The sequence below is a fragment of the Pseudomonas sp. ME-P-057 genome, assembly GCF_030208975.1.
In the GTDB taxonomy this organism is placed as follows: domain Bacteria; phylum Pseudomonadota; class Gammaproteobacteria; order Pseudomonadales; family Pseudomonadaceae; genus Aquipseudomonas; species Aquipseudomonas lutea.
Genome location: NZ_JARVSX010000035.1, coordinates 1 through 21,231, shown reverse-complemented (window position 1 = coordinate 21,231; position 21,231 = coordinate 1). Strand labels below are relative to the sequence as shown.

The 21,231-nt window shown below is 60.6% G+C and carries 17 protein-coding genes; 9 read left to right on the top strand and 8 right to left on the bottom strand.

The window, feature by feature from the left end; all coding sequences use genetic code 11:
* Window positions 1-20: 20 nt before the first annotated feature.
* Window positions 21-1,481, bottom strand: coding sequence for an MFS transporter (locus QRN48_RS18680; protein WP_285352278.1), 1,461 nt, complete (start codon window positions 1,479-1,481; stop codon window positions 21-23).
* Between the two features lie 191 nt (window positions 1,482-1,672).
* Between QRN48_RS18680 and QRN48_RS18675 the strand changes: the two genes are divergently transcribed.
* The 7 genes from QRN48_RS18675 to QRN48_RS18645 all read left to right on the top strand — a co-directional run bounded on the left by QRN48_RS18675 (window position 1,673) and on the right by QRN48_RS18645 (window position 10,166).
* The gene (locus QRN48_RS18675) at window positions 1,673-2,497 is read left to right on the top strand and encodes an SDR family NAD(P)-dependent oxidoreductase (RefSeq protein ID WP_276209509.1); all 825 of its coding nucleotides are present in this window, start codon (window positions 1,673-1,675) and stop codon (window positions 2,495-2,497) included.
* Between the two features lie 137 nt (window positions 2,498-2,634).
* The gene (locus QRN48_RS18670) at window positions 2,635-3,528 is read left to right on the top strand and encodes an SH3 domain-containing protein (RefSeq protein WP_285352275.1); all 894 of its coding nucleotides are present in this window, start codon (window positions 2,635-2,637) and stop codon (window positions 3,526-3,528) included.
* Window positions 3,528-5,489, top strand: a complete 1,962-nt coding sequence (locus tag QRN48_RS18665) for a hypothetical protein (RefSeq protein ID WP_285352273.1) — start codon at window positions 3,528-3,530, stop codon at window positions 5,487-5,489. Before QRN48_RS18670 ends, QRN48_RS18665 begins: the two co-directional genes overlap by 1 nt.
* Window positions 5,486-6,517 (top strand): hypothetical protein, encoded by a 1,032-nt coding sequence (locus QRN48_RS18660; RefSeq protein ID WP_285352271.1) that lies wholly within the window; start codon window positions 5,486-5,488, stop codon window positions 6,515-6,517. The genes QRN48_RS18665 and QRN48_RS18660 overlap by 4 nt, the downstream gene beginning before the upstream one ends.
* Window positions 6,518-6,736: 219 nt before the next feature.
* Window positions 6,737-7,861, top strand: coding sequence for an acyltransferase family protein (locus QRN48_RS18655; RefSeq protein ID WP_191945582.1), 1,125 nt, complete (start codon window positions 6,737-6,739; stop codon window positions 7,859-7,861).
* Window positions 7,862-8,065: 204 nt separating this feature from the next.
* Window positions 8,066-9,541 carry a catalase KatB gene (katB, locus tag QRN48_RS18650; protein ID WP_244653757.1) on the top strand — a complete coding sequence of 492 codons (1,476 nt, stop codon included), beginning with the start codon at window positions 8,066-8,068 and terminating at the stop codon, window positions 9,539-9,541.
* Between the two features lie 70 nt (window positions 9,542-9,611).
* Window positions 9,612-10,166 carry an ankyrin repeat domain-containing protein gene (locus QRN48_RS18645; protein WP_191945584.1) on the top strand — a complete coding sequence of 185 codons (555 nt, stop codon included), beginning with the start codon at window positions 9,612-9,614 and terminating at the stop codon, window positions 10,164-10,166.
* A 34-nt stretch (window positions 10,167-10,200) separates the two neighbouring features.
* On the opposite strand, the gene QRN48_RS18640 is transcribed toward QRN48_RS18645, so the two are convergent.
* The 4 genes from QRN48_RS18640 to QRN48_RS18625 all read right to left on the bottom strand — a co-directional run bounded on the left by QRN48_RS18640 (window position 10,201) and on the right by QRN48_RS18625 (window position 15,633).
* The gene (locus QRN48_RS18640; RefSeq protein ID WP_191945585.1) at window positions 10,201-10,605 is read right to left on the bottom strand and encodes an META domain-containing protein; all 405 of its coding nucleotides are present in this window, start codon (window positions 10,603-10,605) and stop codon (window positions 10,201-10,203) included.
* On the bottom strand, window positions 10,602-11,039 hold the full coding sequence (locus tag QRN48_RS18635) for a hypothetical protein (protein ID WP_285352267.1): 438 nt from the start codon (window positions 11,037-11,039) through the stop codon (window positions 10,602-10,604). The genes QRN48_RS18640 and QRN48_RS18635 overlap by 4 nt, the downstream gene beginning before the upstream one ends.
* Before the next feature lie 143 nt (window positions 11,040-11,182).
* A complete protein-coding gene (locus tag QRN48_RS18630; RefSeq protein ID WP_285352265.1) occupies window positions 11,183-12,166 on the bottom strand; it encodes a 2-hydroxyacid dehydrogenase in 984 nt (327 codons plus the stop codon).
* 713 nt (window positions 12,167-12,879) lie between these two features.
* Entirely contained in the window at window positions 12,880-15,633 is a 2,754-nt protein-coding gene (locus tag QRN48_RS18625; protein WP_191945588.1) for an ATP-binding protein, read from the bottom strand.
* A gap of 673 nt (window positions 15,634-16,306) precedes the next feature.
* On the opposite strand from QRN48_RS18625, the gene QRN48_RS18620 reads away from it, so the two are divergent.
* Both QRN48_RS18620 and QRN48_RS18615 read left to right on the top strand, forming a co-directional pair.
* A complete protein-coding gene (locus QRN48_RS18620) occupies window positions 16,307-17,053 on the top strand; it encodes a response regulator transcription factor (RefSeq protein WP_191945589.1) in 747 nt (248 codons plus the stop codon).
* Entirely contained in the window at window positions 17,046-18,416 is a 1,371-nt protein-coding gene (locus QRN48_RS18615; protein WP_191945590.1) for a HAMP domain-containing sensor histidine kinase, read from the top strand. Before QRN48_RS18620 ends, QRN48_RS18615 begins: the two co-directional genes overlap by 8 nt.
* Before the next feature lie 117 nt (window positions 18,417-18,533).
* Here QRN48_RS18615 and QRN48_RS18610 read toward each other — a convergent pair whose 3' ends face one another.
* The 3 genes from QRN48_RS18610 to QRN48_RS18600 all read right to left on the bottom strand — a co-directional run bounded on the left by QRN48_RS18610 (window position 18,534) and on the right by QRN48_RS18600 (window position 20,947).
* Window positions 18,534-19,097, bottom strand: a complete 564-nt coding sequence (locus QRN48_RS18610; RefSeq protein ID WP_285352259.1) for a TetR/AcrR family transcriptional regulator — start codon at window positions 19,095-19,097, stop codon at window positions 18,534-18,536.
* A 246-nt stretch (window positions 19,098-19,343) separates the two neighbouring features.
* Complete coding sequence (locus tag QRN48_RS18605; protein WP_191945592.1) at window positions 19,344-20,045, bottom strand: glutathione S-transferase family protein; 702 nt, start codon at window positions 20,043-20,045, stop codon at window positions 19,344-19,346.
* A 434-nt stretch (window positions 20,046-20,479) separates the two neighbouring features.
* Entirely contained in the window at window positions 20,480-20,947 is a 468-nt protein-coding gene (locus QRN48_RS18600) for a DUF1203 domain-containing protein (RefSeq protein WP_191945593.1), read from the bottom strand.
* Window positions 20,948-21,231 lie beyond the last annotated feature (284 nt).

The window sequence follows — 21,231 nt, the reverse complement described above, 5'->3', positions numbered from 1 at the left end:
AGCGGGAGGGTCGTCGTTTCTCAGGTCGAGCGCGCAGCCGAGGTTTCCGTTATCTGCACAGGCTGGCGGACCAGACTCAGGCTCAGCGCAACACCTGCCGCCAGGCAGACGGCGATGCACAGAACAGAGACCGTGAAGGCGTGAGTAATGCTGACTGTCGTTGCCTGTTCCCCTTGCAGCGTATAGAACACGCCGCCAATCAGGGCGACGCTCAGCGATGTGCTGATCTGCAATGTGGCGCTGGTGATGCCTGCGATCATGCCGGCATACGCTGGCGCGACTCGGCCCGTCACCATGCGCATCAAGGTCGGCAGCGCCAGCCCTTGCCCCAATCCGATCAGAAACAGAATGACGGCCAGGGAACTGAAGGGTGGTGCGATCGCGGCCGGGGTTGATGACACCAGCCAGCCGAGCCATAGAAAGCCGATGACTTCCAGTCCCATGCCAGCGGGATTCACGTAGTCTCCAAGGATGCGCCTGAGTGCAGGAACCGACAGGGGACCGAGCAGAAATCCCGCTCCAAAGGGCAAAAAGATCAGCCCGGCGTCCAGTGCGCTCATCTGCAGCGCGCCTTGGACGTACACCGAAAAAATCAGAAAAAACACGCCGACCGCGTAGAAACACAGCGCGACCAGTAAAGCTCGGCCGAGACCAGGCGCCTTTAGCGCAGCCGGGTCGAGGAGGGGCGTGCCGCCGGCCAGGTGCAGGCGGGTTTCATAGCGCCAGAACAGCGCGGCCAGCACGGGCGCTGCGGCCAGAGATAACAATGCCCACAGCGGCCATCCTGCTGCGCGCCCCTCAATCAAGGGCACCACCAGCGCAGTCAGTGTCAGCATCGACAATGCCGTGCCCACCAGGTCGAGCTTGCTGGCGCGCCGCGCACGGGTTTCCTTGAGCACCGGAAGGCCGAACGCGATGACCAGCAATGCCACCGGCAGATTGACCAGAAAAATCGCACGCCAGCCCATGCCCATCACGTCGACCGCAATCAAAAAGCCACCCAGCGCTTGGCCGATCACGGACGCGAGCCCGAATACAGCCCCATACAGACTTAATGCCAGTGGTCTTTGCGACGCCGGGAAGATCGCCTGCACCGAGGCGAGGGCCTGAGGCGCCATGACGGCGGCGGTCACGCCCTGCAAGGCGCGTCCCAGGATGAGCATCCCGGGTGACGCCGCCAGGCCGCACATCAGCGACGCCGCGGCGAAGCCCAGCAGACCCAGGAAAAACATCCGCCCCCGCCCGTACAGATCGCCAAGCCGCCCACCGGTTATCAGGGTCACGGCATAAAGCGTCGCATAAGAGGAGATCACCAACTGCTCGGCCGAGGACCCGGTGCCCAGGTCCTGCTGGATCGACGGCAGCGCGACGTTAACGATAAAAAAATCCAGAGGCGGGAGAAACGCCCCTACCAGCAATATGGCGAACATCAACCAGCGCCGAGGGTCGGGCGCGTCGATTTCAATTTCGGTTCGGGACATGACAGACATCCTGTGCGGAACTCAGGGTTCGCAGCGAGAGAAAGACAGAGATTAAAGACCCGGCCGTTTGGAACAGGCGTCTCGCCCGGCCGGCCAGACCGCTGCGCCCCAACTTAGGCGAATGCTGCCGCCTTTTCGCCTTACAAAACTGCACGGTGGTCGTTCATTCGTGTCAGTGCCGCGCGGCTGCCGTGACGCTCATCATTGGGCGAGGTCGTTCCAGACCACCTCCAATATCCACAACCAGGAAGTCAGACATGTCAGGTAAATTCGCCCAGCAGGTGGCCGTCGTAACAGGCGGGTCCACGGGGATCGGTTTTTCCATCGCACAAGGCTTGATCGCCGAGGGAGCGAAACGCGTTTACATCACCGGACGGGGAGCAGACACGCTGGGCGCGGCGGCTGACAGGCTCGGCGACAAGGCCGTTGCGGTGATCTCCAATGTGTCGTGCCAGGCGGATCTGGATGCGCTCAAGGCCACAATTGAAAGGCAGGGCGACCGGCTGGACGCCGTGTTCGCGAACGCCGGAATATGCGAGAAAAATCCGCTGGGAAAAACCAGCGAGGCCGCTTACTACGGCATGTTTGACGTTAACGTCAAAGGCGTTTTCTTCAGCGTCCAGACGCTTCTTCCCCTGATGAAGGACGCTTCCTCCATCATCCTGACCGCCTCGATTTGCTCCAGCAACGGCATGGAAGGATTGAGCCTGTACAACGCGTCCAAGGCGGCAGTGCGATCTTTTGCGCGCACGTGGGCCAATGAGCTCAAGGACCGTAGAATCCGCGCGAACGTTTTGAGCCCTGGCTTCACCCGCACGCCACTAATGGACAACGGCCTCAACATGAGCGAGAGCGACATCGCTGCATTGCGCCAGCACGTCGAGCGGATCACGCCCCTGGGCTACATGGCAGAGCCCGAAGAAATCGCCAGTGCGGCGCTGTTCCTGGCATCTGAAGACGCCAGATACGTGAACGGCGTGGAATTGATGGTGGATGGAGGCTTGTCGCAAATCTGACGCACCGTGAAACTTGTTGTGACTCTTTTCGAATTTGTGTGTAATCCGCGCACTTCTTCAGGGATGAAGGCCGCTTGATTACACCGATGTGCTGATCCATCCCTGCAGATTTCTCTTTTACGCCAGAGGACTGTGCGATGGATCTTGCAAAAAAAACCGCTGCCGCGTTGCTCGTATTGAGCATTGGTTTTTCATCCGGTTGCGCCACGTCGGGTCCCGACTGGGCTAACAAGGAAAACATCGGCACGGTCATTGGCGGCGCCGCTGGTGTGCTGATCGGCAGCCGCATTGGCTCGGGCGGCGGGCGAACCGCAGCGATGTTGATCGGCGGCCTCGGCGGCGCATTGCTGGGTAAAACCATCGGCGCGAAGATGGATGAGGCTGACCGTGCGGCGCTCGCCGTCCAGACCCAGCAAGTGCTCAGCAGAAACCAGGACGGGCAGGCCAGCAGCTGGCAGTCCGATCACAGCGGCAGCACCGCACAAATTACCCCGGTAAGTACCGAGACCCAGGCGCGCCAGGTAGCGGTCAAGCGCCTGCCGAAGATCCAGCCGGTCACCGACATGACCGTGTTGAACAAGCCCTACCGGACCATCAAATCGGCCAACCTGCGCAGCGCGCCGGACAGCAATGCCGAGAAAGTGGGTGGGTTACCGCCGAGCTCGACCTTCACGGCGTTGGGCCGCACCCACAACGACTGGATCATGGTCGGCCGCCGCGGCGTGACCGTAGGCTACGTGTACGCCCCACTGGTGGAAGCCGTGGCGCCCAAGCCTGTCATGGTTGCCGCCAATGCTGCCAAACAGGCGCCTGCCGACAGCGCCACCGATCTGGACAACCTCGACGCTGCCAGCGCCGCCAAACAGGGCGTAGATCTTGATGCCATCGATGCCAAGCCGGTGGAAGACAAGCTCACTGCACAAACCACCTGCCGCACGATTACCTACGACGTCAAAGCCAAGGACAGTCAAGCCGAGAAGCAGACTGTCAAGGCCTGCCAGGCGGGCGACGGCGCCTGGGAACTGATTTGATGAAAAACCTGAGTAAACAATTGCCGCTGGCCCTCCTGGGGCTCGCCGTCTGCGCGAACGTCCATGCGGCCGCGTACCGACTGGCGTTTTCCAAGGGCGAAAACGTCGAAGTATTCGTTGACCATGCCGACAACCAGCCGTGGTGCACCAACCCGCTTGCGTTGCGCTTTGCCTTCGCAGGCTCGCCGGATAACGCAGCGGTGGCGCGCCTGCTGCCTAAACTGGGCGGCCTGCTTGCCAGCCAGTGCCCGAGCGCTGCGACGGTGACCTGGAAAAGCTACAACGCCCAAGGTCAGCTTGTTGCCAATGGCGCGGCCGCGAAGGCTGAGGATTGGTCCAGCCACGTAGCGGCAAGCCCTGCGTCGGCTGCATCGGGCTCTGAAAGCGCTGCCGCACGTGTGCCTGAGCCAAACCCGACCTCCGCGCCGGTTGTTCCTGCACCTGCACCTGCACCTGCACCCGCTGTACCCGCTGCGGCTAAGGCGGCAAATCCGGTGACTGCACCTGCACCTGCAGCCTCTGCGGCTTCAGATCCAGTTCCGCCACCTGCGCCTGCAGTGGCTGCAGCTCCAGCTCCAGCTCCAGCCCCTGCACCGCCTGCAGCCGCACCCGCTGCTGCAACGCCACAAGCGGCTGATCCGATTGCGCTGCCCGAATCACATGCGCCCGCGACGAACGCCCGTGTGGCGCCGGCTTTTGCGGTGTCCGGCTGGACACCGCCCGCCGAGGCCGATGCGATCAAGGCCGCGACCTTTTTCTACGAGCTCAAAGACCAGAACGGCTGCCTGTTTCGGACCACCTACAAGCCGGACGGTGACGCCAACTTTGTCAGTGCCAAATCCACCGGTGTGACCTGTGGCTCCGATGGCTACGCCACAGGCGAAGGGGCAGTGGTGCTCATGCGCGCAGACGGGGTGAAGCTGAAGGAATATGAGGGCAGCTTCCATAAGGGCATCGCGTTCAATCGCCAGGCGCCGGCGCTGCCAATCGTGGGTTTCGACAACCAGAAGAACGCCCTGATGCTGCTTGCCAGTGACCCGGCCAGCCGCATTCATTACCTGCTGCGAGCGTCTTACAGCTGGAGTGGCTCTTGGGATACACGCAACCCGGCGCTGGTGGCTGTCGCTGAGAATCAGGAGCTTTTCCGCCAGCTTGAAACCATTAAAACCACTGTGTTCAGTGCGCTGAGCGCGCTGGACCAGGTTCAGCCGAAGACCTCAGGCGTTAACTTCATCGCCGTTCGGGATCTATCGCAGGGCCTGCTGAAAAATGACCGCGACAGCTGGCTTTACGAAATCAATATCAACCGTAGCTGGAGCACCAAAGGCTGGCAGTTCAACCCGCAAAACGCCAACAACTACCTCTTCATGCATGAGGCGCAGATGGCCGAGCGACAACGTGCTGCCGAAAATCAGCGCCAGTTTGAAGAACAGCTCAAGCTTCAGCAGGCTGGCTACCAGGCGCAGACTCAACTTGAGCAATTTGCCCGGCTGAAAACCGAAACCAAAGACCTTAAAAAGATCCAGTCTCGACTGCTGAACGACGTCAGTTATTCACCCATGTCGGGAGGAGGGTATGCCCGCCTGGTGGCCGGCGGCAAAGCCGACTACAGCCAGATTGTGCACATAAGCGGCAAGTCGGACGGACGTTGGGAAACCGACTATCCCTATGAATCTCAGCTGGACATCGTGGGTGCCAATTCAAAACCCGAGAAGGGTTGGTTTCTGGCCAAAGGCAACGTCACGCTGGATCCGGTCAAGCGAGACGGGGAAGACCTGCCACTGACCCTGGTCGCTGTCAGTTACCTTCAGCCGTGCGCCGAAGAGGGCTGCAGCGATCTGCGTGATCCACTGAAACTCATGCGCATGCAGTTGGGCGACGACAACTGGACACCCGACGCGGCGCGCCAGGTATTCAAACAGGCCTGGCCTGACCGCAGTATCGAGGGGGATGTGCAATGATCCAGAAAAAACTGCTTGTCCCTGCTGCCGCTGTGGTGATTCTCGCAGCGGGTTATTTTGGTCTCTGTGCCTATGCCAGCAAGCAGGCCGAGAAGCGTCTGGACGACTTTGTGTACGACAACCATCTCAATGACAGCCTCAGTTGGGCGTCGGTGAGCTCGTCGCCCTTCGGCGGCAAGGTCGTGATCAAAGGCGTCGAGTTTGGTAACGGCAAGTCCGGCGGTGTACATGCCGACACCGTCACGTTGACCGATCTGATCAACAGCGACAGCCGTTCCCGTGTTCGCCTGCAAGCCGCCGGCATTCAGGCTTCTGACGGCTCGCTGCAGAGCCTCAAAAACCTGGGTGCCATGGCGAGCATGATGGGCGCAGGCTTCATGGGCATGAATGGTTTTGGCCCTCTGTTGAGCAGCGGGCGCAATCAACTCAAACCGTTCGACCTCACGCTGTTCCTTGACCTGGATGACGACGCCACCCGGGCGACGGGCGAAACCTTCGTAGACATGCCTGACCTGTTCACCTTCAGTGCCAGCTATCGCATGGACAACGTCAAGGACCTTCACCGTACGGTCAACGACTTGCAACGCGGCAGCAGGACGGACGCCTATGCGGTACTCGGCGGCGCAGCCCAGGGTTTGCAAGGCGCATTCGCGAGGGCTGAGTTGAGCGAGCTGAAAGTCAGCTTCCAGGACAAGGGGATGGTCAAGCGCAGTGCGCTGCTGCAGCAGCGTTACGCAACGCCATTGGACCCGCTTGCCGGCAGCGCCGATAAACAGCGTCAGGCCTGGTTTGAAACAAGCCTGGATAACTGGCAGAAGAACTGTGAAAGCGGCATGCGGCAGAATGCGCCGATGCTCAGTGATGGCTGCGAGCTGATGGTCAAGCTGTTCAAGGGCAAAAACGACGGCATCCAGTTGAGCATTGACCCGAAAGACCCGGTACGGGTCATGGACCTGATGAGTGTGTTTGGAGGAGGCAATAGCAGGCGCGTGCTGGAGCGGTTGAATCCCGAGGTGAGTTCACTGTAGGTCTGGCGCCGGCAGGCTCAAACCCGCACATATCGAAGTCCTCTCCCCATGGGGGAGGGGCCTTCAACATGCCTTGACCTCACTTCATCACACGTCTTCGACCACTTCCCTTGCGCAAAACCAATGCTGGGCTATCGTCTGGCCTGAGGTATTAACGCGGCCGAACCCGATGGGTTGCTTTAGGCGCTTTCGAGCGATAGCAACTGATCGGGGATTCGTATGCAAGAGGTGAGACGATTTCACGCGCTGGACAGCCTGCGCGGTATTTGCGCGATAGCGGTTGTGCTCTACCACACTCACCTGGTCGGCAGCGTCACGGAGTGGGCCTTCTTCTCCAATGCCGACCTGTTCGTCGAGTTCTTCTTCGTCCTCAGCGGCTTCGTCATGGCTCATGCCTACGGCAGCAAGCCGCAACTGGATTTCAACCACTTTCTGGTGTCTCGCACCTTTCGCCTTTTGCCCCTGCATGCCGTCATGCTCGCGGTGTTCGTCGGCCTGGAGTTCATCAAGTACGCCGCCTACCAACACGGATTCGGCTTCAATCAGACGCCGTTCACCGGCATCTACGCGCCCTCGCAGATTCTGCCCAATCTCCTGCTGCTGCAAAGCTGGACACACCTGACGGAAAACCTGTCATTCAATACCCCGGCCTGGAGCATCAGCATCGAGTACTGGACCTATATGGTCTTCGCCGCAACCATGCTCACCGCGTCCGTGGGTCGCTACCTGCTGTGGGCCGTTATTGCCCTCAGCGGATTTGCGCTGTTCTACAGTCAGGCGGACGTGCTGACCAGTTACGCGCAAAAGGGTCTGGGTTGTTTTTTCGCCGGAACCCTGGCTTACGTGTGCTTTAACCATCTCAGACGCAGGATAGCGCCGGGCTTTGCGCTGCTCAGCGTGCTGGAAGCGCTGGCAGCCATTGCGATCTGGGCGGTGCTGACCAGTCAGTTGCAGCAAAAATCATTGGCCGCCAGCGCAGTGTTCTGTGTGACCATCGTGTTGTTTGCCTTCGATGGCGGCGCGCTCTCGCGGGTGCTCAGGTACGAATTCTTCGCGCGTCTGGGGCGCTGGTCCTATTCGATCTATCTGACCCATCTGGCCGTGCTGTTCTTCGTGATTTCGGGGTTTATGGTGGTGCAGAAGAAGACCGGCCTGGAAGCCGCGCCCATGATCGGGGATATCCGTTACCTGGACACAGGTCATGTCTGGTCGAATAACGTGATGGTGCTGCTGATTCTGGCGGTGGTGGTGACGGTTTCCTGCGCCACTTACCACTACGTTGAGCTCAAAGGGCAGGGGTTGGGCAAGCAGTTGCTGCGGCGCAGGATGGTCCCGGCGGGTTAACGCAGTGAGTCCTTCTACCGCCGTTACGCCGATAACCACGCCAGCGTCAATATTTGTTAATTTATCAAACACATAGCCAGAACCAATTCAGGAATAACGGGCTCGGACCGTAGGCTTTGACTCTCAGAACAACCAAAACAGAGAGAGTCCACGATGTACTTACCCCGCTCCCCTATCGCCGCCAGCCTGATTGGCGCGAGCCTGATGGTCAGTTCTGCCGCTTATGCAGACACCCTGACCCGCGACAACGGCGCCGCCGTCGGCGATAACCAGAACTCCCAAACCGCCGGCCCCACCGGCCCGGTCCTCTTGCAAGACGTGCAATTGCTGCAAAAACTCCAGCGCTTTGATCGCGAACGCATTCCCGAGCGCGTCGTGCATGCGCGTGGGACGGGCGTACACGGCGAATTCGTCGCCTCCGACGACGCCTCTGACCTGAGCAAAGCGAAGGTCTTCAGCAAAGGCGAGCACACACCGGTATTCGTGCGGTTCTCGGCCGTTGTTCACGGCAACCACTCCCCTGAAACCCTGCGCGACCCTCGCGGATTCGCCACCAAGTTCTACACGGCCGATGGCAACTGGGACCTGGTCGGCAATAACTTCCCGACCTTTTTCATCCGTGACGCGATCAAGTTCCCGGACATGGTCCACGCCTTCAAGCCTGACCCGCGCACCAACCTGGATGACGATTCGCGACGTTTCGACTTCTTCTCGCACGTTCCGGAAGCCACGCGCACATTGACGCTGCTGTACTCCAACGAAGGCACACCCGCCAGCTATCGGACCATGGACGGCAACGGCGTACACGCCTACAAACTGGTGAACGCCAAGGGCGAAGTCAACTATGTGAAGTTCCATTGGAAAAGCCTGCAGGGCCTGAAAAACCTCGATCCACAGCAAGTCGCCGAGGTGCAGTCCAAGGACTACAGCCACCTGACCAACGACTTGGTTGCCGCCATCAACAAGGGCGAGTTTCCGAAGTGGGACCTGTACGTCCAGGTGGTCAAGCCTGAGGACCTGGCGAAGTTCGACTTCGACCCGCTGGACGCGACCAAAATCTGGCCAAATATCCCCGAGCGCAAAATCGGCCAGATGGTCTTGAACAAGAACGTGGATAACTACTTCCAGGAAACCGAGCAGGTCGCCATGGCGCCCGCCAACGTCGTGCCGGGTATCGAGCCTTCGGAAGACCGCCTGCTGCAAGGCCGGGTGTTTTCCTACGCCGACACGCAGCTCTATCGCGTGGGCCCGAATGTGCTGAGCCTGCCGATCAACGCGCCACGGGTGAAGGTCAACAACGGCAACCAGGACGGGCCGCTCAATACCGGGCACACCACGACTGGCGTGAACTACGAGCCAAGCCGACTCAACCCGCGTCCAGCGGTGGAACAGGCGCGCTACAGCCAACTGCCGTTGTCCGGCAGCACCCAGCAAGCCAAAATCCAGAAAGAGCAGAACTTCAAGCAGGCGGGCGACTTGTACCGTTCCTATAGCGAGAAGGACCGCAAGGACCTGATTCAGAGTTTTGGTGAATCGCTGGCGACGACCGATACCGAAAGCAAGAACATCATGCTGTCGTTCCTTTACAAGGCTGACCCGGAATACGGCACCGGCGTAGCCAAGGTTGCCAAGGGCGATCTGGCCAAGGTCAAGCAACTGGCCGCGGCACTGCAGGACTGACCGACCCCCTCGGCCCGCTTGCACGGCGGGCCGAGGCTTTTGGAACCGATCACCTTGTGGAGGACATCACATGCGCACAACCCTGTATGCGTTGCTGCTGTGTATGACGGCGAGCATGGCCCACGCCAGTCCGTCTGATACCGGCACCGCCGCCGACACCCAGGCGCAGCTCAGGGAGCTGTTCTTTCAGGCCGCCCGAGACGGCCGCCAGGACATGCTCAGCGAGTTCGTCAATGCCAGGTTCGATCTGAACGTACAGGACGAAAAAGGCTACACCGCTCTGATTCTCGCTGCTTACCACGGGCAACAAGCGGCCGTTACTCAACTGCTGAATGCGGGTGCTGATCCCTGCGCCAAGGATCTAAGGGGCAACACGGCCTTGATGGGGGCGATATTCAAAGGCGAGCTCAGCATCGCTCGGCAACTGGTCGCCGCTGACTGCGCGGCCGATCAACGCAATAACGCCGGTCAGACCGCCGCCATGTACGCGGCGCTGTTCCATCGCAAAGACATTCTTGAGGCACTGGCCGCCAAAGGTGCGGATCTCAATGCAACGGACGCCATGGGCAACCGGGTGCAGAATTTGGAGCGCGGGGAATTCCAGCCGTTGCCGGCGACCCGGTGACTCACGCGACGCGCATTCGTGAGTCCGGATGCGGTCAGTTCTCTTCCAGCCAAAACCGCAACGGTTTGCCCTGGGCAGGCCACAGGCGCAATTGCTCGATGGGCGAGATGTCCCATCGCTGCACGTTGCCCAGCGCTTCAAGGAAGCGATGCTCCTGCTCCATCAGTGCCGGCGCGCACATTTTGCGGGTGCTTCCGACCGGGCCGAAGCTCAGGGTCTCGCCCTGCAATTGGTAAGGCGCGAACCAGTGGTTGCAGCCGGCGTTGCCGTAAGCGCGGCCGTCGTTGCCCAGGGTAATGGTCAGGTGGCTGTTGTCGATCAACGGACGCTCGCCGATCCATTCCAGCACGTAGCCGTGGTCCTGTTTGAGCGGTGCAGGCTCGCTGGCACAGCCGGTCATCAGGGTGGCTGTCAGCAGTGTCAACAACAGCGATTTCATGCGGCTTTCTTCGCGCAGGCAGGGCACAGGTGGTTCTCGCCGACGACCTTCCAGCCCAGCTCCTGAATGCGCGCGGTGGCAGCGGGTTTCAGGGCTTTTTTGCCGTCTTTGCCATCGACCATGAATTCGATTTCACGCTCTTTGCCGCAGTCGTTGCAGTTGACCTTCCAGGTGTGGATCGCCAGCTCGGTAAACGCCGGGCCGTTGGCCACGGCTACCCATTGGCCGGTGGGGTTGATCAGGTGACGGACCTTTTCCACGTTCAGGCGCATGAACAGCTCTTTGCTGCCTTTGACAGTGACCAATAGAACGTCGTCGGGCTTGATTGAGCCGCCGTTGCCGGTCACTTGATAACGACCGACGGCCAGGCTGCGGAATTCGATCAGGGTGTGTTGAGGGGTAAGCATGCTGTAGCGAAAATCGTGTTCGGCCATGGGGGTCTCCAAATAGGCGCGCATGCTAACACTTAGCGGCGGGGTTCTCGCAGCCGCGCGGCGGACGACCGGGCTGATCTGCCGTGCCGTGGCCTGTGCCGAAGCCGTACCGCGGCAGGCAGAACGCAGTTGGGAACGATGGGCTACACCTGATTCTGCGGGCTACCTGTCGCCCAGCCGCTGATGTTGTCCAGCGTCGTCTGCGCAATGGCGCCAAGGGCTTCACGGGTGAGAAACGCCTGATGGGCGGTGACCACCACGTTGGGGAATGTCAGCAGGCGGGCGAGCACATCGTCCTGCAGCGGCAGGTCCGAACGGTCTTCGAAAAACAGCTGGGCTTCTTCTTCGTAGACGTCGAGCCCCAGGTACCCCAGCTGGCCGCTTTTCAGCGCGTCGATCAATGCCGGCGTGTTGACCAGCGCGCCGCGTCCGGTGTTGATCAGCATCGCGCCACGCTGCATGCGTGACAGCGACGCGGGGTTGATCAAGTGCCGGGTGTCGTCGTTGAGCGGGCAGTGCAAACTGATGATGTGCGCTTCGGCGAGCAAGGCGTCGAGGGGCAGATAGCGCGCGCCCAGCGCCTCGACTTGCGGGTTGGGGTAAGGGTCGTAGGCCAGCAGTTTGCAGCCGAAGCCCGCCATGATGCGCGCGAAAGTGGCGCCAATCTGTCCGGTGCCGACCACGCCGACGGTCTTGCCGACCAGGTCGAAACCGGTCAGGCCGTGGAGGCTGAAATCGCCGTCGCGGGTCCGGTTACAGGCGCGGTGCAGGTGGCGGTTCAGCGACAGGATCAACGCCACCGCATGCTCCGCCACCGCATGGGGAGAGTAGGCGGGCACCCGAACGACGCCCAGGCCCAGACGCCGGGCGGCAGCAAGATCGACGTGATTGAAACCTGCCGAGCGCAAGGCGATGAGCCGTGTGCCGCCAGCGGCCAGTTGCTCAAGCACGGGCGCGCTCAGGTCGTCATTGATAAACGCGCAGACCACCTCATACGCCTCGGCCAGCGCCACGGTGTCCAGCGTCAACCGCGCGGGCTGGAAGTGCAGTTCGATGTCCGCCAGGACCTGCGCGGCCAGAAAGCTCTCGCGGTCGTAGGTTTGGCTGCTGTAGATAAGCGTACGCATGGTTGCTCCTCAAAAGATGGGCCTTGAATTCGAACGCGTTGGGGCGGTCACCCAACCCACTGTAGGAGCGCGCTTGCCCGCGAACGCGATCTGTCGGCGTCATCGTCATTGCCTGACCACCGCGTTCGCCAGCAAGCCGGCTCCTACAGATGTGGTATCGGACGCGAAATTGGGGGCTGACCCAAACCCATTGTAGGAGCGCGCTTGCCCGCGAACGCGTGCTGTCAGCGCCATCGTACTTGCCTGATACACCGCGATCTGTTCGCGCCTTCGTCATCACCTGACCCACCGCGATTCGTCAGGGCCTTCGTCATTGCCTGACCACCGCGTTCGCCAGCAAGCCGGCTCCTACAGATGTGGTATTGAACGCGAAATTGGGGGATGACCCAAACCCACTGCAGGAGCGCGGTTGCCCGCGAATGCGATCTGCCGGCGCCATCGCCATGGCCTGACCCACCGCGATCTGTTCGCGCCATAGCCATCGCTTGATACATCGCGATCTGCCAGCCCTATCGCCATTGCCTGACCCACCGCGTTCGCCAGCAAGCCGGCTCCTACGGACCTGGCGGGGACGCGGAATATCAAGCTAACGCTAATCCACTGCAGGAGCCGGCTTGCTGGCGAACAGGGCCCTTCAGCACTCGCTATTCATCCTGATCCACCACCGAAACCCCGCAGTCTATCCATTAAAAAACCGAACACGATGACCCAGATCAAGCCGTCACGCGGGCCTCGGTCTCGAGCCGGCTGATCGCCTTCTCCAACTCGTCCAGCGCCTTGTCGCTGTCGGCAGAATCCTGTTTGAGCAGGGTTTCGCTGCGCTGGCACGCCGCGCGCAGTTGCGGAACGCCGCAGTAACGGGTCGCACCGTGCAAACGATGCACGCGTTCAATCAGCGCAACGGTATCCTTGGCCTCGCGGGCGTTACGGATCGCTTCCCGGTCGGTGGCCAGAGAAGCCAGCAGCATGGCCAGCATGTCCGCCGCCAGGTCGGCTTTACCCGCTGCCAGGCGCAGCCCCTCCTCATGATCGAGCACCTGCAGGTTGAGCCCGTTCTGGGCAAATTCGACGTGCCGCTCCGGCGCCTGATTGCGCAACGCCAGTCCGGTCCATTTCAACACCACTTGCGCCAGCTGGCGTTCGCTGATCGGTTTGGTCAGGTAGTCATCCATCCCGCTCTGCAACAGCGCGCGCTTTTCGTTGGCCATGGCGTGGGCGGTCAGAGCGACGATTGGCAGCGACGTCGCCTGGCGCTCGCTTTCCCAGCCGCGAATCGCCTCGGTCGCCTGACGGCCGTCCATGCCCGGCATTTGCACGTCCATCAACACCAGATCGAAAGGTTCGTCCTGCACCGCCTGCACGGCAGCGTAACCGCTGTCGACCGCCATCACTTTCGCGCCCATGTCTTCGAGCAACGTCTGCACCAGCAGCAGGTTCGCCGGGTTGTCGTCGACGCACAGAATGCGCGGCGGCCGGCTCGACAGCGGCTCCGGCACCTCGTTGCGCAACTGCTTGGGATTGATCAGCTCCGACAGGGCGCGGCGCAACTTGCGCGTACAGGCCGGCTTGGCTTGAAGCTGGTTGTACGCATCAGGCACCGACAATTGATACAGCGCCTGCTCGGTGGTCGGGCACAGCACCAGCACCTTGCAATTGAGGTTTTCCAGGTCCCAGATTTGCTGGCGCAGGCGCTCGGGTGGCAGTTCGTGGGCGGTCACCCCCAACACAGCCATGTCGATGGCGTGGGGCGTCTGATGCACCACCGTTACGCCGTTGATGAGGTTCTCCAGATTGTTGAAGACCATCGGCTGCAAACCGCAATCCTCCAACTGGTGCTCAAGCGCCTGGCGTGACAGGTCGTGATGCTCCAGCACCGCTACGCGCCGGCCCAGCAGCGGCGGGGCGGGCAGGTCTTCGAGGTCGTCGCGGGTTTTCGGCAGCGTCAGGCTGATCCAGAATTCAGAGCCTTCGCCCGGCGTGCTTTCGACGCCGATTTCGCCGCCCATCTGCTCGACCAGTCGCTTGGAAATCACCAGCCCCAGCCCGGTCCCGCCGGAATGGCGCGACAGCGAGTTGTCTGCCTGGCTGAACGCCTGAAACAGCGCACGCACGTCCTGACTGGACAGCCCGATGCCGGTGTCCTGCACGCTGATGCGCAGTTGCACGGTGGTGTCGTGCTCTTCCTCCAGCATCGCCCGCGCGACGATGGTCCCCTCGCGGGTGAACTTGATCGCGTTGCTGACTAGATTGGTCAGAATCTGCCTCAGCCGCAGTGGGTCCCCGACCAGTGACAGCGGCGTGTCGCGGTAGACCAGGCTCACCAGCTCCAGCTGTTTGGCGTGGGCCGCGGGGGCAAGAATGGTCAGTGTGTCCTGCAACAGGTCGCGCAGGTTGAAGGGGATTGCGTCGAGCACCAGCTTGCCAGCCTCGATCTTCGAGAAATCGAGAATCTCGTTGATGATGCTGAGCAGGTTATCGGCAGATTTTTCGATGGTCCCCAGGTAGTCGTACTGGCGCGGCGTGAGCTCGCTTTTCTGCAACAGGTGGGTGAAGCCGAGGATGCCGTTGAGCGGCGTGCGGATTTCGTGGCTCATGTTTGCCAGAAACTCGGACTTGATCCGACTGGCCTCCAGGGCCTCCTTGCGCGCCAGATCCAGCTCGATGTTCTGGATCTCGATGGTTTCCAGATTCTGACGCACGTCTTCTGTGGCCTGCTCGATGCTGTGCTGCAATTCTTCCTGGGCGTTCTGCAGCGTCGCCGCCATGCGGTTGATGCCCGAGCCCAGTTGGTCGAGTTCGTAACTGCCCATCGGCGGCAGCCGCGCTTCAAGGTTGCCGTCTTTGAGCTGCGCGACCACGTGTTTGATCTGCGTGATCGGCCCATTGATGGTGCGGCTCATGCGCAACGCCAGCATGGCGGTCAGACCCAGACCGATGAGAATCAGGATCAGGCTGGCGAACAGACTGCGATAGCCGCGCAACAGCGTCCCGTTGTGTGAAAGCTCCAGTTCGACCCAGCCCAGCAGGCGGTCGGCCTCGGCCGGAACGACATTGCCGGTCAGGTGGCGACTGCGCCCGAACACCGGCATCAGGTAGCGCGTGGCGTCGTTTTCCGAACGCTGCTGTATGTGGGAGCTATTACCGACCGGGGCCTGGTTGATCATGCTCGGCCCGGCGTGCGCCAACATGGCGCGGTCAGCGTCGAGGAACGACACCGCGCGCACGTCGGCCTGCTCCAGCACTTGCCCGGCGATACGCTCCAGCATGGCCTGATCACCATCAGCCAGCGCACCGGCAGACAGGGGCGCCAGCTCGTTGGCGATCATCTCGCCACGCTTGAGCAGTTGGGTCTGCAGCTCAGACAGCTGCATCCAGGTGAAATAACCCCCGAGCAATGCCGCCATCATGCAGGCCGGCACCAGGGTCAGTAGCATGACGCGGCCTTTGATGCCCACTTTTCTCAGCACACGTGTTCTCCAGCAATTCCGACGAATCCAAGCAACGGCTGCGTCAATGCGGCGCGTAACGCTTGATCATCTGCGCAGTGTAGTCATTTGCGCTTCCCCAGGGTTGGCCCGATGAATCGCGCGAGCATCTGATGGACGGAAAACTGCCCACGCAGCAGTCGCTTTAGGTGGGGAAAAGCGACACATCACACCGCGCAATGGAGGGTGCGCAAACTGGCCTCTTCCCGGCTGAAGCCGGTCCCACTATAAAAACGCGTAGGCCTACGGGACCTGCTCAAGCCGTGCCCACTGCACGAACGCGCACGCCTGATGGCACCTGCTGAAGCCGGTTCCACTACAGAAATGCGCAAGCCTGATGGCACCTGCTGAAGCCGGTTCCACTACAGAAATGCGCACGCCAAATGGGACCTGCTGAAGCCGGTTCCACTATAGAAACGCGTACGCCCCATGGGACCTGTTGAAGCCGGTTCCACTATAGAAACGCGTACGCATTGTGGGACCGGCTTTAGCCGGGAATGCATTAGAGGTAACACCGCGGAAATCGACGGTGTCCTGGTTGTCTGGTTCCCTGACCGCGGCAGCACTGAAAAGCGCACGGCACCGGCGGGCCAGCATTGCCCCGGCACGCTCAATCTTGAATAATCCGCGTCTTGAGAATCAGTCGCAGACGCCAATGACTCCCGCCAGCACCCAACGCCCCCACATACTCGCCATCGAGGACGACCCCGTGCTCGGCGCTTTCGTCCACGACCAGCTTGACCGCTGCGGGTTTCAGGTGACCTGGTGCCAGAATGGCGCCGAAGGGCTGGCCTGCGCGCAGCGAGAGCCGTTCGACGTCGTGCTGATGGACATCTTGCTGCCGGGCATGAACGGCCTCGACATCCTTACCCACCTGCGGCGTCGCCACAGCATGCCAATCATCCTGATGTCGGCGCTGGGGGCCGAGGCCGACCGCATCACCGGCTTTCAGAACGGTGCCGACGATTACCTGCCCAAGCCCTTCAGCGTCGATGAGCTGCGAGTGCGCATCGAAGCCATCCTGCGCCGGGTCGAACTCGAGCGACGTTTTCACGCGCTGACGGTAAGCCCGCCGGAGCCCGATGACGACACCGAAGATGCGCACGGCCTGACGTTCGACGAAGGGCGTTGCGACGTGTTGTTCGCGGGGGCCCCGGCACAGTTGACCGGCACCGAGTTCCGCCTGCTCGACACCCTCTGGCGCAATCCCGAAGACGTCCTCAGCAAAGCCTTTCTCTATCAGCATGTGCTCCAGCGCGGCTACTCACAGCATGACCGCAGCCTGGACATGCACATCAGCCAGATTCGCCGCAAGCTCAAGGCCATCGGATACCAGGCGCGGCAGGTGCGTACGGTCTGGGGCAAAGGCTATGTCTTGACGGCGGTCGTGCTGGATGCCTGAGGTGCGCAAACGGCTGCCCGGCCGCCACTCGCTGTTCTGGAAACTGGCCATTCTGCTGGTGGGATTCTGCCTGCTGATGATCTGGCTGAGCTGGTATTGGGGCCGCTACATAGAGACCCGCAACGCCTACCTGAGCGCCGAAGCCCATAGGGTACTCAATGGCTATGCGGCCCAGGCTGAACAGGCCTGGGACACCGGCGGGCGAGCGGGCATCGACACATGGCTAACGCACATTCGTCAGCAGGAAGACGTCTGGATCACAGTGATCGGCAGCGATTTGCAGCCACTGGGCAGCGCGCCGCTGACCCGGGATCAGTCGCAACACATGACCTTCATGCGCGGCATTGACTGGCCCATGAGCACACGCCAAAAGGCCGTGCCCTGGCTCAAGATTGCCTTCCCCGGCAACCCCGACGCAGGCAGTCTGGTGATCGAATTGCCCCAGCGCTTCAAGCCCGGGCGATATGCGCTCATCGGGCAAATGCTCACCAACGTGCTGATTCCTGCGCTGTTCACCTTGCTGTTGTGCGTAGGGCTGTACCGCCTGCTGATCCGCCCGCTCAATCAACTGCGCGAACAGGCCAACGCCTGGCGTGCCGACCGACTGTCCAGCCGTCTCTCCCCGCAAATGACCGGGCGCCGCGACGAACTGGGCGAGCTGAACCGCGCGTTTGATCACATGGCCGCGCGCCTGCATTCCACCGTGCAGGTTCAACAGCAGTTGCTGCGTGACCTTTCCCATGAACTGCGCACGCCGCTCAGTCGCCTGCGAGTGGCGTGCGACAGCGAGCAAAGCCTGACTGAACTGCGCGAGCGCTTGCGGCGTGAGGTCGACGGCATGCGCCGGCTGGTGGATGACACCCTGCAACTGGCCTGGCTGGACACCGAACGCGAAAAACTTCCCGGTGAAGATATTCAGGTTGTGGCGCTTTGGGAAATGCTGGTGGACGACGCCTGTTTCGAAACCTGCTGGCCGTCCCGCCAATTGCGTTGCGATCTGGACAGCGAATGCTGGGTGAGTGGCCATCTCAATACGCTGGCACAGGCGCTGGAAAACATTCTGCGCAACGCCATCCGGCATTCACCCCCGCAAGGGATCGTGCGCCTGGACGGGCGTCTTGACGGAGATGACTGGCTGCTCTGGCTGGAAGACGAAGGCGGGGGCATCGACGAAGGCGACTTGGAGCGCATCTTCGCGCCGTTCATCCGCCTGGACGGCGCGCGTCCCGGTGACGGCGGTTTCGGCCTGGGCTTGAGCATCGCGCGCAATTCGCTGCGGCTGCAAGGCGGCGATCTGTGGGCCGAGAACACGGGGCAGGGGCTGCGCATGACCATGCGGCTGGCTGTGGGGGGAGGGGCGTAACCCCGTGAAAAGAGGTGTATCGGGCAAGCACACCCTCAGCCGTCATTTACGAACTGCTCGCCCCCCAAAGCAGCCTGCTATTCAACCCGTGTCGAAAAGCTCACGGCGCGGCGTTTGCTACGCCGGCAACGGCCCATACGCGCGATACGAATCGACCAGGGCATCGAAAAGCGAGATGTCCGAGCGACTTCTGGCGAAGAGCTGGGCACCGACAATAGCGGAAAAAATGGCACGTGCTCGGGATTCACTCTCACTGGGTTCGCACACCTTCGCAGCCAATAGAAGCTTGGTTAGCCACGCAATGTTCACATCAGCAAAGGTCTGAATTTCTTTCGTCATCTCGGTGGGCAGAGTGTCGGTTTCAGCCCCCATGAAGCTCCCCAGGCAGAGACGATTGTCGGCCTCAAGCGATCTGCGGAAGATCTCGGGAAAGCGACGCAAGGCCTCGATCGGGGAAGAGCTTTCAGATTCGATCATCTCGAGCGCGAGCGCGCCGTCCTCCCAATACCGTTTGGCAACGGCAATGCCCAGGTCGGCTTTGCTTGGGAAATGGTAGTAAACACTCGCCGCTTTGATACCAACGGCTTGCGCAAGGTCGCGGAAATTCAAACCGTTGTAGCCCTGCGACTGGGCGATTTTCTTGGCAGCCAGCAAAATGGCCTCTTTGGCGTTGACGCTCATCTTGATGCCTTTCGTCTTGGGACGATCTCTTAAACAGGGTGGCTAATTTACAGCAAAGGCCTGCCGTGTGACCGGTAGATTGCCATCGAGAGCAGCGAGCTCAAGGCGAGTTGGATCTTTAAACAGCAGCCGTTCCATCAAGGTCCAGCAGGCGGCATCGTCATCCGATACCAAGGAGACCACTGCCGTCACCGAGAAAGCCTGCGTGTGGCGATCTCGGCGTACGGAGTTTCCATTGAGATACCGTTATCGGGCTGGCGAATCCAGTTCAGGAATGCCGCTGTTGCCATCAGCGTAGGCAGCCTGGAAGCTCGGACGCTTGGTCCAGCGCTGCCAGTACGCATCCAGAAACTCAAAACGCTCGTCCAACGGGGTGGCGTTGACCGGGAATTTCGAGAAGGCGATCGCGGTTGCCAGGGTAATGTCCGAGAAGGTCGGGGCATCGCCGCCCAGCAGCCATTCGCGGCCGTCTGACAGATGACGATTGACCAGTGCAGCGTGAGCCAACGCTTCCTTACGGCAGTGCTCGCCCCAGGCTTCGTTTTTGGTCAGTTCCAGCTTGAAGCCGAGCCCGGTGTGCAACACATGGAACGCGGTAACGATGCGGTACAGGATGTGCACCCACACCCGGTTATCCCACATGTTGTCCAGACCCTGTTCCAGTGGGGTCGCTCCCATGATCTTGCGACCGGGATACTCCTGATCGAGATAACGAACGATGGCAGCCGTTTCTGAAATGTAGCTTCCGTCAGCCAGTTGAAGGGTGGGCGTTTCGCCCCACGGGTTCATATTCAAATGACGCCAGCCACGCTGTTCGCCGACAGGGGACATGTCGTAGATGGTCTCGGCAAATTGGTCAGCGATGCCCTTTTCGTGCATGAACAGGCGCAGACGCTGCGGGTTAGGGAAGGCCGAAGGTGAAGTGAAAAGCTGGAGTTGAGTAGTCATGGTTAATCCTGCAAAAGAGATGGTTTGTCTACCTAACACTCGTTAGGTATACAAACCTTAGCGAAGCAGCTGGCCCTCGTCAACACCTATCTAACGATTGTTAGGTAAATTTTTTCTCGCGGTGTCTGGCTGCATTGGTTCGATTGAGGTGTCTCGCTCGGTTCGATCCGGAAGGGCGCGCGCCGCGTGGCATCGGGCGCGATTCACGTGCTTTATCCGAGATGCCGGCCTGCATGGATTTGACCGCGTACTGCAACTCCAGCAAGGCCACGTGGTTCAGGCTGGCTAGGCAGTATGGGTACGAGAAGAAGGGTGTAGCTGACAGTCAACTCTGGGACAAGATCGGTCAGTTGCAACCGGCCGCAGCGGGCAAGAGCGGTCAGTCGGTAACCGGTAGACTCGATAGAAGGAATGGCCAAACAGACCTGCGTTAACTACGCCCGATCTATTCGCCCTGAGTAGCAACCCTGTTTGGCATTGTGAACATGAATGTAACTTACCTCTGGATTGGCAAACATCCGAGTGACTACAGGTTCCATCACCATTCCATCAGCTACGTCGGCTTCCAGCATCATCCCATCATCATTGAAAGCACGAAGTGATAGCAGGCGGATGCGCATCGACTCAGGTACCTGGTCGACTGCGTCATAAGCTTGCGTAGCCCACTCCCGTATGAAGATCGCGTGTGAAGCGCGGTATGGCGTCTTGGCTGGCTGACAGACATGGTTGAGTAAAAGCACGCTCTGACCCAGTTCCGCATCTTTCATTTCGATACGGTCAGGAAAACCCGGGTTGCTGTCGACGATGTAACGCTTCACTCCAAAAGATGCCAGATCCTGGTCGGGCAATCCATAAAGTGACTGGAATGGCTCGGGGGCAAGGCCAGTTATACGGAACGCCATGGTCGGACTCCTATTGGTTCGGAGTCCTATCAGACTGTAAGACGCACAGTACTTACTATCTGATTCTTGCTGCCTTATTCAACTGCCCCGACCGGCTGCTTTGAGTCGAAACCAGAGAGCTGCAACTGACAGCTATCGACCCGAAGCTGACTCTGCATTGGCCGTAAAAAGATGAGGGGTGATCTTCTCTTGGGTGAGAGAAGAACGCATCCGTTGACGTTGTGGCTGAGACAAGCACCGCAGGATGCAGGGCGAGTCTGGAATTCAGTGCCGTGATTTAATAA